The organism is Saccharibacillus sp. WB 17, from assembly GCF_008634075.2.
Lineage (GTDB): Bacteria > Bacillota > Bacilli > Paenibacillales > Paenibacillaceae > Saccharibacillus > Saccharibacillus brassicae.
This window is the reverse complement of record NZ_VPFK02000020.1, coordinates 241739-255645: the sequence shown is the minus strand read 5'-3', so window position 1 is coordinate 255645 and position 13907 is coordinate 241739. Positions and strand designations below refer to the sequence as shown.

The 13907-nt window shown below is 59.9% G+C and carries 8 protein-coding genes; all 8 read right to left on the bottom strand.

What is annotated here, in order from left to right:
- The coding region (locus tag FTE24_RS10495) for a hypothetical protein (protein WP_202111819.1) at positions 1-346 on the bottom strand (346 nt) is incomplete at its 3' end.
- Between the two features lie 552 nt (positions 347-898).
- Positions 899-4282: an alpha-mannosidase gene (locus tag FTE24_RS10490; protein WP_150233320.1), complete on the bottom strand. Its 3384-nt coding sequence runs from the start codon at positions 4280-4282 to the stop codon at positions 899-901.
- 6 nt (positions 4283-4288) lie between these two features.
- Positions 4289-6592: a glycoside hydrolase family 3 N-terminal domain-containing protein gene (locus FTE24_RS10485; protein ID WP_415663192.1), complete on the bottom strand. Its 2304-nt coding sequence runs from the start codon at positions 6590-6592 to the stop codon at positions 4289-4291.
- A 125-nt stretch (positions 6593-6717) separates the two neighbouring features.
- The gene (locus FTE24_RS10480; protein ID WP_150233317.1) at positions 6718-7641 is read right to left on the bottom strand and encodes a carbohydrate ABC transporter permease; all 924 of its coding nucleotides are present in this window, start codon (positions 7639-7641) and stop codon (positions 6718-6720) included.
- A 60-nt stretch (positions 7642-7701) separates the two neighbouring features.
- The gene (locus FTE24_RS10475; protein ID WP_150233567.1) at positions 7702-8631 is read right to left on the bottom strand and encodes an ABC transporter permease; all 930 of its coding nucleotides are present in this window, start codon (positions 8629-8631) and stop codon (positions 7702-7704) included.
- Positions 8632-8772: 141 nt separating this feature from the next.
- Positions 8773-10254 (bottom strand): ABC transporter substrate-binding protein, encoded by a 1482-nt coding sequence (locus FTE24_RS10470; RefSeq protein ID WP_141446581.1) that lies wholly within the window; start codon positions 10252-10254, stop codon positions 8773-8775.
- A 268-nt stretch (positions 10255-10522) separates the two neighbouring features.
- On the bottom strand, positions 10523-12046 hold the full coding sequence (locus FTE24_RS10465; protein ID WP_150233315.1) for a response regulator transcription factor: 1524 nt from the start codon (positions 12044-12046) through the stop codon (positions 10523-10525).
- Positions 12021-13880 (bottom strand): sensor histidine kinase, encoded by a 1860-nt coding sequence (locus FTE24_RS10460; RefSeq protein WP_150233312.1) that lies wholly within the window; start codon positions 13878-13880, stop codon positions 12021-12023. The genes FTE24_RS10465 and FTE24_RS10460 overlap by 26 nt, the downstream gene beginning before the upstream one ends.
- Positions 13881-13907 lie beyond the last annotated feature (27 nt).

The following is a 13907-nucleotide window of genomic DNA, read 5'->3' as shown; positions in this document are numbered from 1 at the left end:
TGCGTGCTTGTTTGTGCGACTTGTCTGCTGCTTGATGCGACGTATGTGCTTGTTTGCGCGACTTGCCTGCTGCTTTATGCGACGTACGTGCTTGTTTGCGCGACTTGCCTGCTGCTTGATGCGACGTACGTGCTTGTTTGTGCGAATTGTCTGCTATTTTGCGCGACTTGTCTGCTGCTTTATGCGACGTGCGTGCTTGTTTGTGCGACTTGTCTGCTGCTTGATTCTTACTGCTTTCCGCTTTCTGCTTTGAGCTTTCCGACTCCTGCTTCCTGCTTCCTGCTTCTTGCTTCTTGCTTCTTGCTTCCTGCTTCTTGCTTCTTGCTTCTTGCTTCTTGCTTGCCACTTTTCGACTCTTCCGAGGAAATGTTGTCTTTTTGACCACATTTTCCGCTTGAAAGCTCTTTTTTTATCAAAATGTTGCTTTTATGAACACATTTTTGGCGAAAAAAGCGAAAATCGGCGAGGATGCGCTCAAAATGTTGACTTTATGATCACATTTGTATGAATCCGGCCTTTTTAGCAGCAAAATGTTGACTTTTCGATCACATTTGCCGGATTTGGGTTTGATTTTGGGTGGCTTTGGTTTGATTTTTGCTGGCTTCGATTTGATTTGGTTTGGCTTGGTTTTAGTTTGGTTTGGTTCGGTATTGATTTGCTTTGATCCAATCCAATCCAATCCAATCCAATTTGATTCTATCCGGTTCGACCCGGTTTGCTCTGCTCGATTCGCCGGATTCGCGGACCGATCCCCGATCCCTGGCCGCTTCAACCCAAAACCGGCGCGCCGCAGCAACCGGTTCGGCCGTCAAAACGGCTGTCGGATTACTGCGGAGCGCCGGCGAATGAAGCAAAGGGACCGAAGCGAACGCAAGCCGGAGTCCGGTCCGATTCGGGTCTAGCTCCGCCGGATCAGTTTGACCGTCTTGATCTCGTACGGCTTGAACGTAAGCCATACGGCGGCGTTCTCGAGCAGCTCAAGCTCTTCGCCGTCTTCTTCCAACGCGCCGGACAAGAACGCCCGCTCGAAGAGGTGACGCCAATTCAGTCCGACCGTCTCGCGCCCGCCCGCCGACTCGTACATCCGCACGACGATGCCGGTTCCGTCTTCGGCCGGCTTGACCGTGTCCAGTATAACATGCTCGCCCGTGAAAATAATAAGCGACATCGAAGACGGCAGATGGCCGGCGTGCGCAGTCGTCCGCACGACCGGCAGTTCCTGATTGAGCGCCGCGGCGGCCTGCACCGTATCGGCATACACCCAGCTGCCCGCGTGCGGATACAGCGAATACGTGAAGTCGTGTTCGCCCAGATCCGCCTGCGTATCCGGCCATTTCGGCGCCCGGAGCAGCGACAGGCGAATCGTGCTGCCCTGAATGTCGTAGCCGTATTTGCAGTCGTTCAGCAGGCTGACGCCGTAGCCGCGCTCGGACACGTCGGCGAACCGGTGTCCGCATACTTCGAACTGCGCCTGTTCCCAGCTCGTATTGCGATGCGTCGGCCGCTCCAGCGAGCCGAACGGAATTTCGTAGGTCGCTTTTTCCGCCAGCACGTCGACCGGGAATGCCACTTTGAGCAGCTTATGTGCTTCGTGCCACGAGACGTGCGTCTTGAAATCGATGCGGCGGTCGTATTTGTACAAAATCAGATCCTGTTCAATGATCGATTCGCCCAGCTTCCAGCGGAAGCGCAGCACGTCGCGCACGCCGCCCGAAGTGACGACCGAACGTTCCAGCAGCTCGGCCGCGCCCGCAGGCTGCTGCTCGAACCGCGGATCGATGTCCCACGCATCCCACTGCGTCGGACGGTCATGGAAGAACTGGAAGACGTTCGCCGCCTCGCCCGGCCGGATCACTTCGCGCTCCGCCTGCTTGTCGATCAGCGAGACAATCTCGCCCCGGTCGTTGAACGTCAACGTGTAATGCGGTGTCTCCCAGACGTCCGGGAACCCGTCTTCCCCAGCCAAGCCGGCTTGCGGCGCGATCGCCGATTGTTCCGGAAGAGCCAAGTCCGGAAGATCCGCGTCCGGACGGTCCGATACGGAAGACTTCGTTTCCGCCGAGAACTCCGATTCCGCCGAGAGTGCCGAAGCGTCTGCCGTTTCCCGCAGGGAAGACGCCGATTGTTCGCCCGCTCCCGTAACCACTCCCTCTCCCGATCCCGCTTCGCGCAGCCAGATCGTCGTGTACCCGAGCGACGGAATATGCGGCACGTACACGGTCAGGCTGCCGCTGCCCGCGTCGTAGTCGGCTTCCAGACGTTCGCCTGCCGAGTCGTAGGCTTCCTGTCCGGCCGCCTGTTCGATCGTGACGGACGCGAAGCGATTCCAGCCCAGACTGTTGAAAATGACGTACGGCGTGCCTTCGCCTTCGGTATGAATCCGCTCCGTCAGCGACTGCGTGCCGATATCGAGGCTGCGGCTGCCTTCGGCGAACACTTCCGCGTATTCCGCGTCCGACGTCTCGTACGTTTCCGTGATCGCCGAACCCGGAATAATGTCGTGGAACTGGTTGAGCAGGATCAGCTTCCAGCCCCGGTGCAGCGATTCCAGCGCTTCGCCGTAGCCGGCATGGGTGCGCAGGGCCGGCAGCGTGCCGTCTGCGCCGAAGCCAAGCCCGGCCGGCGCTTCGCCGTCAGACTCCGCCGTATGCGCGATCTCCAGCGCTTCCATGCCCACGATTTCGTCCGCGCCTGCCGCCAGTACGTTCCAGAGTTCCGCTTCGCGGTACAGCACTTCCGCTTTGCGGTTCGCCCGCTTGTTGTAGGCGTGCGTCGTATACGTGCCGCGGTGCAGCTCCAGGTACAGGTCGCCGCGCCAGACCGGCAGTTCCGGATCGGCCTGGCGGATGCCGTCGAAGAATTCCACCGCCGTGCCGTAGCGGCTCGAAGGCTGGCCGACCATCAGCTCGGCGCGGTCGATATACTCCAGCATCTCGCGCGTCACGCCGCCGCCGCCGTCGCCGTGCCCGTACAGCAGCATCTGCTCGGGATGTTTGTCTTTTTGCCGGTAGGACTGCCAGTGTTCGTGCACGTCTTTGGGATGCGTGTGCTCGTTGACGCCGTGGTTCAGGTAGGACAGGATCGGCGTTCCGTCGATGCCGACCCAATGGAACAGATCGTACGGGAACACGTTCGTATCGTTCCAGTTCAGCTTCGTCGTCATGAAATAGTCCACGCCGCCGTGCTTGAGAATCTGCGGCAGCGACGCGCAGTAGCCGAACGTGTCCGGCAGCCATTCGATACGCGAGATTTTGCCGAATTCCTCCTGGTAGAAGCGCTGTCCGTACAGCATCTGGCGCATCAGCGATTCGCCGCTCGGGATGTTGAGGTCCGGTTCGACCCACATGCCGCCGACCAGTTCCCAGCGTCCTTCGCGAATCCGGGCTTTGACCCGCTCGTACAGTTCGGGATCGTTCTGCTTGAGAAAATCGAACAGGATCGGCTGGCTCTGCGTGTACAGATAATCCGGGTATTCGCGCATCAGCGTGTCGACGCTCGAGAACGTGCGGCTCGTCTTGCGCACCGTCTCGCGCACCGGCCACAGCCAGGCGATATCGATATGCGACTGGCCGACCATAATCTCGCGGCCTTCGGCGTTGTTGCCTCCGATCTCGAGCGTACGGGTGCGAAGCTGCTGTTCGATGTTCGAGACCGCCGCGCCTTCGCGCACGTCCGCTTCGTTCAATCCGGTAAAAGCATCCATCGCGCCGTGCAGAGCTTCCATCAGGCGCACGCGGCGGAAATCGGTGTCCGGCAGCAGCGCCGCCGAATCGCGCACGACCGTCACCGTGTACATGAGGCTGCGCACCGGTTCGTTCGGCAGCACGAGCAGACTGCGGATCGACGTGATCGGCGGTTTGATCGTCGCCTGCCGGTTCAGCGGATCGTGCGGTTCGGGAATGATATCGAACATTTCGATTTCGAGTTCCGGCGTCCGGCCGACGTGCTTGAGATCGAGCGTGGCATACGTATGGTTGTCGTCGATGCCCTGATACGAAGCGCCGTTCACCCGCAGCAGCCCTTCGCCGCCGGAATCGAAGATCAGCCCTGCGGTGTCCGCGTTCCAATCTGCCGGCAGTTCAAGCTTCGCGCGGAAGAAATAGGTCGTGCCGTTTTGGCTCGGAAAAGGATTCAGTTCTTTGCCCTGCGGATACGGCTCGACCCCGGTATATTGGCCCGGCAGGCCGTAGGTCGACCGGGTAATGTCCCAACTCTTCAGTTCTTCCTGCCGCAGCCACTGGCGCTGCGACAGCTCATGGATAAAACGGTTCAAACGCTGCATGGATTCTCATTCCTCTCCGACGATAAAGTCGATACTGTGGGTGTCCTGCACATGACGGCCGATCCGCAGCCGGAACAGTCCCGGTTCGACGACCGGTACAAGATCCGGTCCGATATAGCGGAGCTGCTCCGCGCCGATGTCAAAATTCACTCGCCGGCTCTCGCCCGGTTCCAGCCAGATCTTCCGAAACCCTTTCAGTTCATTCGCGGGACGGGTGACGGCGCTGACCGCGTCGGAGACGTAGAGCTGGACAACTTCCGCTCCCGCGCGCTCCCCGGTATTGCGAACCGTTACCGATACGGCCGCACGGCCGCCGGCTTCGATCTCGGCCGGCGCCAGCCGGCGCTGCGTCAGCTCAAGATCCGAATACTCGAACGACGTGTAGCTGAGCCCGTAGCCGAACGGATAGCGCGGCTTCGAATCGTTTTCCAGATACCGTTTGCCGCGCGAGCGCTTGCCGAGGTAATGAACCGGCAGCTGCCCGACATGTTTGGGCACGGAGATCGTCAGGCGGCCCGACGGATTGACGTCGCCGAGCAGGATGTCGGCGATCGCATGGCCGCCTTCCTGCCCCGGATACCACGCTTGCAGCAGCGCGGGCACGTGTTCTTCCACCCACGGCTCCACGACCGGGCGCCCGCCGATATAGACCACGACGACCGGCTTGCCGGATGCCGCCGCGCTCACTTCGCGGATCAGGTCGAGCTGCACGCCCGACAGACCCAGCGTCATGCGGTCGATGCCTTCGCCGCAGTCCATATCGCTGACCGCCTCGCCCGTGACCATCGAAGCTCCGGTCCGCAGGTCGATCGTGCCTTCGCCGAAATCGCGGGCGCTCGACCCGCCCATGACGAGCACGACGGCGTCCGCTTCCGCCGCGCATTCCAGCGCCCGCGCGAAGCCTTCGCGCGATTCGCCGCGAATGCGGCAGCCCGGCGCGTACGAGACGCGCTCCGCTCCCAGCCGCTCGGTCAGGCCGCGCAGCACGGTCGCGACGCTCCCTTCCGGCTGCGGCGACGTGTAATCGCCGAGCTGGTTGTAGCCGCGGTCCGCATTCGGACCGATGACCGCCACGCGGCCGGTGCTGCCCACAAGCGGCAGCACGCCTCCGTCGTTCTTGAGCAGAACGACGCTCTCGGCTGCAAGCGCCCGCGCAAGCCGCACATGCTCTTCGCTGCCGATGATGTCGGCGGCCCGCTGCGCGTCGGCGTACGGGTTCTCGAACAGCCCGAGCCGGAACTTGAGCTTCAGCACGCGCAGCGCCGCGCGGTCCAGCACGTCCGCTTCCAGCCGGCCGGCTTCGAACGCCGCCAGCAGATGGCGGCCGAACATCTCGCCGGACATCTCCATGTCGATGCCGGCACGCAGCGATTGCAGCGCCGCGTCTTCGCCGTCTTCGGCCGTATCGTGGCCGGCCGCCAGCATGTCGATGGCGCCGCAGTCCGTAATGACCGGACCGTCGAAGCCCCATTCGCCGCGCAGGATGCCGCCGAGCAGGCGCTCGTTCGTCGTGCACGGCACGCCGTCGATCTCGTTGTAGGCCGGCATGATCGAAGCCGCTCCCGCCCGAACCGCCCGCTCGAACGGGTACAGGTCGACTTCGAGCAGCTCGCGCCAGCCCATATGTACGGGGCCCGCGTTGCGCCCCCCTTCGGAAGCGCCGTAGCCCGCAAAATGCTTCAGCGTCGCCGCGACGCTATCTCGCGCGTCCAGCCGCTGCCCCTGCAGCCCTTCCACCGAAGCGACCGCCATTTCGCCGATCAGGAACGGATCTTCCCCGAAGCATTCTTCGGTCCGGCCCCAGCGCGGATCGCGCACGACGTCGAGCACCGGCGAATACGTTGCCGCCCCGCCCTGCGCCCGCGTCTCCGCGGCGACCGCCCGGCACATGTCCCGGTACAGGTCGACGTTCCACGTGCTGCCGATCGCGAGCGGCACCGGGAACACCGTGCCTCCGATCGCCATATGCCCGTGCGAACATTCCTCGCCGATCAAGAGCGGCACGCCGAGCCGTGAATATTCGACGGCGTAGCGCTGGATCTCGTTGACCGCTTCGGCGCCTTCCGCCGGCGACAATCCGGTCGCAAGCGTGACGCCCGTCCAAGGATCGGCCCGCAGCGTGCCGTACAGCGAACCGACGTCGCCCGCGCGCACCTGCTCTTTGAAACTTTCGGTCAATTCCGCTTTTCCGCCTTGGCGCGAGTACGTCATCCAGCCGAACGGCTGAATAAGCTGCCCTACCTTTTCGCGCGCCGTCATCGCCGCAAGCAGCAGCTCCGAGCGCTGCCCGGCCGACAAGTCCCCGTTCATCCAGGGTCTCTCCGTCACCGCAACTCTTGTCCGTTCCGTCATGGGCGGTCCTCCTCTTTGGCGTGCGGACGCGCTGCGTCCGCCATGTTCTTTTTTTCAATCCGAATGTTATTCCGAACTCCAACTTATTCTTTCACCGCTCCGAGGGTCAAACCCTGCACGAAATAGCGTTGGAAGAACGGATAGGCGAAAATGATCGGCAGCGTCGCCAGCACGACCATCGCCATGCGCGCCGTATCCTGCGGCAGCGATTGGAGCGCGGCCATGCTGATATTGCTGTTGGCCGAGTTTTGCTGGATAAACTGCATGCTTGATTCGATCCGCATCAGCATGGACTGGAGCGGCACCAGATTCGGATTGTCGATATACAGCAGCGCGTTGAACCAGTCGTTCCAATACCCGAGCGTGCTGAACAATCCGATCGTCGCAAGACCCGGCAGGGACAGCGGCACGATAATTTTGAAAAAGATGCGGAACTCGCCGGCGCCGTCGATTTTGCCCGATTCGACGAGCGCGTCCGGCACGCTGGTCGCATAGAACGTACGCAGGATCATGACGTAGAACGCGTTCATCGCGAGCGGCAGCACGAGCGCCCAGATACTGTTCTTGAGCCCGAGCAGCTGCGCCACGATCATGTAGGTCGGGATGATACCGCCGTTGAACAGCATCGTCAAGATAGCGAAGATGGAGAAAAAGCGGCGGTAGCGGAAATTGCGGCGCGAGATCGCATACGAGTACAGCGCGATCATGAACAGGCTGAGAATCGTGCCGATAACGGTGACCGCGATCGTCACCCCGTAAGCCCGCAGCAGCGTATCGCCGCTCTCGAAGATGTATTGGTACGCGCCGAGGCTCCATTTGGACGGAATCAGCCGGTAGCCTTCGCTTGCCAGCACGCTTTCGTCCGTAAGGGAGATAATGACGACGAACAGAAACGGAAACACGCACATAAAAGCAAAGATGCCGGCGATCAGGTTGAAAATGACGTTCCATACCGGCGTAATCTGTTGAAAATCGCGGATCGCTTTCGCTTTCGGTTTGCGGGCCATGAAGACACCTTCCTTTCTTGAACTTTCTTGTGCAAAAGTCGCTTGGTGAACCTGCTTTTTTTAGAACAGCGAGCTGTCTTTGTCGATTCGGCGCACCACGTAGTTCGCCACGATGACGAGCGTGAAGCCGACGACCGATTGATACAGGCCCGCGGCGGCGCTCATGCCGATCTCGCCCGTCGTCATCAGTCCGCGGTAGACGTACGTGTCGATAACGTTCGTCACGGCGTACAGGGTGCCCGAGTCTCTCGGCACCTGGTAGAACAGCCCGAAGTCGGCGTAGAAGATCCGGCCCACGGCCAGCAGCGTCATGATCGTAATGATCGGCGTCAGCATCGGAATGGTGATCCGGCGAATCTGCTGCCATTTGTTCGCGCCGTCGATCATCGCCGCTTCGTACAGCGACCGGTCGATCCCGAGAATCGCCGCCAGATAGACGACGCTGTTATAACCGACCATTTTCCACAGATTGACGAAGACGAGAATATACGGCCAATACTTCGGATCCGAATACCATTGAACCGGCTCCATGCCGACCCAGCCCAGCATCTGGTTCAGCAGGCCGCGGTCCATGCTCAGGAAGCTGAACACGAAGTAGCCGACGATAACCCAGGACAGGAAGTACGGCAGGAACATGCCCGTCTGATAAATTTTCGACATTTTCCGGCTGACCAGCTCGGACAAAATAATCGCCATCAGTACCGAGAACACCAGGCCGAGCGCAATGAACGCGATGTTATACAGCAGCGTGTTCCGCGTGATGACGAAGGCGTCTTCCGTACTGAACAGAAATTTGAAGTTGTCCCAGCCGACCCACTCGCTGTTGAAGATGCTTGCCCAGAACCCTTTGCGGCTGACGCGATATTCCTTGAACGCCACGATCGTGCCCGCAAGCGGCAGATACGAGAAGAAGAAGAACCAGATCGCGCCCGGCAGCACCATGAACAGCAGCACTTTGTTGCGGTTTAAGTTTTTCAAAAAGTTTCCCATAGTCATGTTGCCCTCCTTGTCACCCCGAAATCGGTATAAAAAGAACCGGGCGTGTGCCTGCCCGCCCGATTCCCGTTTTGGTTTACTGATGCGAACGACCCAAGCTTGGTTGCCCGGTCGTCCGTTTGATGGCCCGCCTGCTTATTTGCCGTTTTCGGCTTTCCAGGCGTCGAGCTGCGTCTGTGCTTCGGCCATGACTTTCTCAAGCCCGGCCTGGTTGAACTTCTCGATCGCCTGCGGCAGGTACGTTTCCGGATCGACCGTACCGGTCATCAGGGAAGACCAGAACTGCTCCTTGACGTTCTGCACGGCGGCGAGTTCGGACGAGACGTTCTTCGGATCGAAGTTGAAGCTGAGGATCGGCGAATCGACGCCCGCTTCGTTGAACGTTTTGAACTCGTCCCATTTGTTCTCGGGATCGTTCGGGTTCAGGTAGAGCAGCATGTTGTTGCCGAGCGAGTACGACGGCATGTCGTAGTTTTTCGCTTCCGGCAGGTTCTCGACGCGGTTGTCGGCCGTTTTGTTGTAATGCGTGCCTTCGATGCCGGAATCGACCATGTTGCGCAGCACCGGATCGGTGTTCAGCAGATTCAGGAACTCCATCGCTTTCTCCGGGTATTCGGAGTTGGCGGAGATCGCCATCATCGAACCCTGCACGGAGTTGTTCGTGATGATCGCGTCGCTGGCCGGCGTCGAGACGACCGGGTAGCCGTAGCTTGCGCTCCACGAGTTGTCGGCGAGCGGTTGGGTCTGCGCGCGGTCAAGCAGCCATTTGCCGGAAGTCATCAGATCGGTCGTCGAACCGGTCGTGGCGGCTTCGGGAGCGACGTAGCCCGCTTTGTAGTATTTGTTCATCGTGGTCAGCGCCTCTTTCATCTCCGGCGTTTCCAGGATGTTCACGATTTTGTAATCCGTCGTGTCCAGCTTCACCGCCATCGGCAGATTCTGGATCACGTAGTCGTACGGCACGTACGGCACATAGTTTTTGTCCATCGCGAACGGCGTAATATCCGGCGCTTTGTCCTTGACCGTCTTGAGCAGTGGCTCCAGGCTGTCCAGCGTACGGACGCCGTCGGTCTTGACGCCGTATTCGTCGGCGACCGTTTTGTTGAAGCGCCATACTTCCTGCTGCGGCAGCTCTTTGTTGGCCGGAATCGCGTAGTTGTGGCCGTCCACTTTGGAGCCTTCGAGGAAGGCCGGATCGATCGTGTCCTTGATGTCCTTGCCGTATTCGTCGATCAGGCTGTCGAGTTCCATAAACGCGCCTTTGCGCGCATTTTGCACGTAATCGAAGCCGCCGGACGACGTGAAGATGATGTCCATCGGTTCGCCGGAAGCGACCAGTACCTGCATCTTCTGCTGGTAATCGCCCCAGTCGATCATCTTCATCGTAACGTTCGCGCCGATCTTCTCGGCTGTATATTTGCTCACCTCGGTCATGACCTTGTCCACGTCTTTTTGCGGCGTGCCGATCGTGTACCAGATCAGGTCGACCGGATTCTCCGCGTCGCCTTCGCCGCCCGATGCCGCATTGCCTCCGCCGCCTCCGCATGCGGAAAGTGCGAGACTGAGCGCCGCCAACATCGAGATCGCGACCGAACGTCTTTTTTTGCCTTTGTGCATAAAATTGGCCTCCTCTTTTGAATAGCTGTCTGTGTGTCTTGCCGTAAGAACTATCTTTACTCTAAATCATGAAAGCACTTTCAAAAAGGATTGAAATCCAATATATCGGTGTACAAAATAAAGAAAAGACCGCCCCGAAGGCGATCTCTGCCATGAAAATGAAAGATTAATTTACATGAAAATAACATGAAAATCACCATTGGCTTGGCTTGGTTTGGCTAAAGGATTGCATATCCCTTGGAGCACCGAATCAAGCCTCGCCCGAACTTTATTGCAGCGTTTTGTACTCCGTCGGCGAGATGCCCACGTACTTTCTGAACTGTTTGTAAAAATAGCCCGTTTCCCAATAACCGACGCTGCGCGAAATGTCCTGCACTTTGTGGCTCGTCGTGCGCAGCTTTTCTTTGGCGCGTTCGATCCGGTACTTGTTGAGGTAGTCGGTGAACGTCTCGCCCGTTTCTTTGTGGAACAGCTGCCCGAGATAGACAGGATGCACGTGATACTGCGAACCGAGCATTTTGAGCGACAGCTCTTCGCCGTAATGGGCGGCGACATGGCCGAGCACCTGCTGCACGACCGGACTGCGCGTATCCCGGTTCAGCATGCCGACCGTTTCTTCGGCCGCCCGCCGAACGGCTTCGACCAGTTCTTCCATATGCGTGGCGGTACGGATGCGTTCCAGCACCTGCAGAAACGGCTCGCCGTCGTCCTCGCGTTTGACTTCGCGCAGTACGGCGCGAAAGTCGGCGCAGACGCCGAGCGCGATATCCTGCAGCTCTTCCGGCGTCATGCCTTCGGCTTTGCTGATCGCGGCCATGTCTTCGCCGATCCGCTTCGTCAGCCCTTCGCGGTCGCGGGCCAGCACGAGGCGCCCGTACTCGCGCCCGAGATCGGCGCGCAGCGTGCCGGACACGTCCGCCGCCGAAGACGCGTCGGCCGGCGGCGCGTAGCGGAACAGTCGCCGCTCCGGGTCGACCAGCGCGTATTCCAGCGCTTTCTTCGCTTCGCTCCGGCTGACCGGGCCGTGCTGCGGCAGCGGTCCCGCGCTGCCGATGCCGATCCGCAGCCCGTCTTCGCGCAGCCGCTCTTCCAGCCTGCGGGCGATGTTCGTCAGCTTCTCTTCGTCTTCGTGCGCGGCAAGCGTCACGACGACGGCCGCGTCGCCGTCCATATCGCGAAACACGATGCAGTCCGCTTCGCCCTGCAGCGCTTCTTCGGCCCGCCGCGGCAGCTCTTCGCTGCGGTCGGCGGAGCGCAGAATAAGCACGCCGAGAGACGTATGGCCGAAATGCAGACCGAGCAGGCCGGCCCGTTCGTCGAACTCGGCCTGCGAGATCTGGTCTGTCAGCCAGCGGTGCAGCACGTTATCGCGGATGATCCGCGCTCCGAACACACCGAAGCGTTCTTCGCGCTCGGCCCGGCGCAGCTTCTCGGTCACGTTGGCGAGCGTCGCTTCCAGCTCCTCCACGTTGATCGGCTTGAGCAGGTAGTTCTCGATGCCGAGCCGCATGCCTTCCTTGAGGTAATCGAATTCGTTGAATCCGCTGAGCACGATGACTTTCAGTTCCGGCCGGAATGCCCGGACGCGGCGAATCAGCTCAAGTCCGGTCATCTCCGGCATGGAGATGTCGGTCAGCAGCAGATCGGCCGGCGTATCGCGCAGTGCCTCCAGCGCTTCGCGGCCGTCGAGCGCGCTGCCGACGACTTCCAGGCCGAACGAAGCCCAGTCGATAATGTCCATCAAGCCTTCGATAATAAACGGTTCGTCATCCACCAGAAACACTTTGTACATGCCGTTCCCCCTCTTCCGAATCCGGATACCGGATTTCTACCGACGTGCCCTGTCCATCGCCCGCGCTGTGCACGGCAATCCCGTATTCCGGCCCGTACAGCAGTCGCAGCCGTTCGTGAACGCTGCGCAGGCCGAATCCGCCTTCTCCTTCGCGTTCTTCGCCGCTTCGCAGCAGCCCGGCCTGCAGCTCGGCCATCTTCTCCGTCGGGATGCCTCTTCCGTTATCCCTCACCCGCACCGCGATATCGCGTTCTTCCCGATGCGCGAAGATGACGATCCGGTTGTCTTCGTCCCGGCTGCGAATGCCGTGCACGATATAGTTTTCGACGATCGGCTGCACCGACAGCCGGGGCACTTCGGCGTCGAGCAGGTCCGGATCGGCCTGGATATCGTACGCGAGCCGGTCTTTGTAGCGGATACGGAACAGCTCCAGGTACAGCCGGCACGCTTCCAGTTCGTCTTTTAGCGTATGTCTCTCTTTTTGCCGCACGAAACTTTTGAACAGCATCGACAGACTGTAGATCATCTCTCCGACGTCTTTGGCTCCCTGCGACACGGCGCGCATCCGGATCACTTCAAGCGTATTGTACAGAAAATGCGGGTTCACCCTCGCCTGCAGCGCCGCAAGTTCGGTATGTTTTTGCTTGATGTCCGCTTTGTACACCCGGTCGATGTATTGATTCAGCTCGTCCAGCATATCGTCGAAGCTGCTCGCGATCTGGCCCAGCTCGTCTTCCTTCGTATCCTGCAGCCGCGTCTTCAGATCGCCGCGCTTGACCCGCTGGGTCAGCCGGATGATCCGGTTCGTGCGTTTGGCAAAATTGAAAATGAACAGCGACGGCACCAAAATGGCGAACAGGATGCACACCGCTCCGATCGTCACGATCGTGCGCTGAAGATTGCGATAGGACTGCGCCGCCTCCGCTTCGCTCATGATGCCCGCGACGGTATAGCCGCCCGACGTCGACGCCAGCTTGTTGAAGTACAGACCGTTCTCCGGCGCCGGTCCCGACGAGTTGACGTCATACACCGATTCCAGCCGCTCCGCATACGGAAAGCGTTCTCCGTAAAAGCGGCCCGACGTATCGAACAGCACACGCCCGTCCGCGGACAAGACGAAAATGTTTCCTTTGAACTCTTTTTCGTAAGCGGTCAACGCGTTCCACAGCCGGCTCGAATCGAACCAGACGCTCAGCTGCCCCAGATTTTTGAGGCTCTGCTTGTCGTTGACCGGCACCGACACCGAATACATCGCTTCCCCGATACCTCCGAGCGCCCGGCTGACCCAGGCATTGGGCTCCGACACGTTCGTGTTCTCCAGCGCCATCGCGTCGGGGACGTACGACTGCGAAGCATTGACCGGTACCACCCGGAATTCCCCGTCGGGATGGTACGCGTACAGCGCCTGCTGTTCGCTGCTGTACAGCGCAAGCGTGCGAATATCCGGCCGCGTCTCCAGCACGTTTTCCAGATGGGCTTTGGCGCTTGCCGAATCGATGCCCGTCTGGCTGTACCGGTCGAGCCGGTAGCGCACATAATCCGAATACGGATGGATCAAAAAGTAGGACAGGTCAAGCGACAGCGCGTCGTCCCGGTAAATGTCCGGCATGATCGAATTCGCTTCGCCGACGCGCAGCCCGATATACCGGTCGATCGCCGACATCGCCGCTTTCTGGTTGTCCAGCTCCCGCCGCACCGCCGACTGCGACATCGAGACGAACATGAAATACGAAAAAGCGATAATCGTCACGATCGTAATGAAGGAGAAGAGCAGAATGGTTTTGGTAAACAAATTATTTTTGACCGTTCTGCGGTAAAAGCCCAGAATATCCATACTCGACTCCTTCCTGCTGCCTTTTTT

Bases quoted from the DNA above. Each gene is read 5' to 3' on its own strand.
- FTE24_RS10490 (WP_150233320.1), bottom strand. From the start codon at position 4,282: ATGCAGCGTTTGAACCGTTTTATCCATGAGCTGTCGCAGCGCCAGTGG.
- FTE24_RS10485 (WP_415663192.1), bottom strand. From the start codon at position 6,592: ATGAACGGGGACTTGTCGGCCGGGCAGCGCTCGGAGCTGCTGCTTGCG.
- FTE24_RS10480 (WP_150233317.1), bottom strand. From the start codon at position 7,641: ATGGCCCGCAAACCGAAAGCGAAAGCGATCCGCGATTTTCAACAGATT.
- FTE24_RS10475 (WP_150233567.1), bottom strand. From the start codon at position 8,631: ATGGGAAACTTTTTGAAAAACTTAAACCGCAACAAAGTGCTGCTGTTC.
- FTE24_RS10470 (WP_141446581.1), bottom strand. From the start codon at position 10,254: ATGCACAAAGGCAAAAAAAGACGTTCGGTCGCGATCTCGATGTTGGCG.
- FTE24_RS10465 (WP_150233315.1), bottom strand. From the start codon at position 12,046: ATGTACAAAGTGTTTCTGGTGGATGACGAACCGTTTATTATCGAAGGC.
- FTE24_RS10460 (WP_150233312.1), bottom strand. From the start codon at position 13,880: ATGGATATTCTGGGCTTTTACCGCAGAACGGTCAAAAATAATTTGTTT.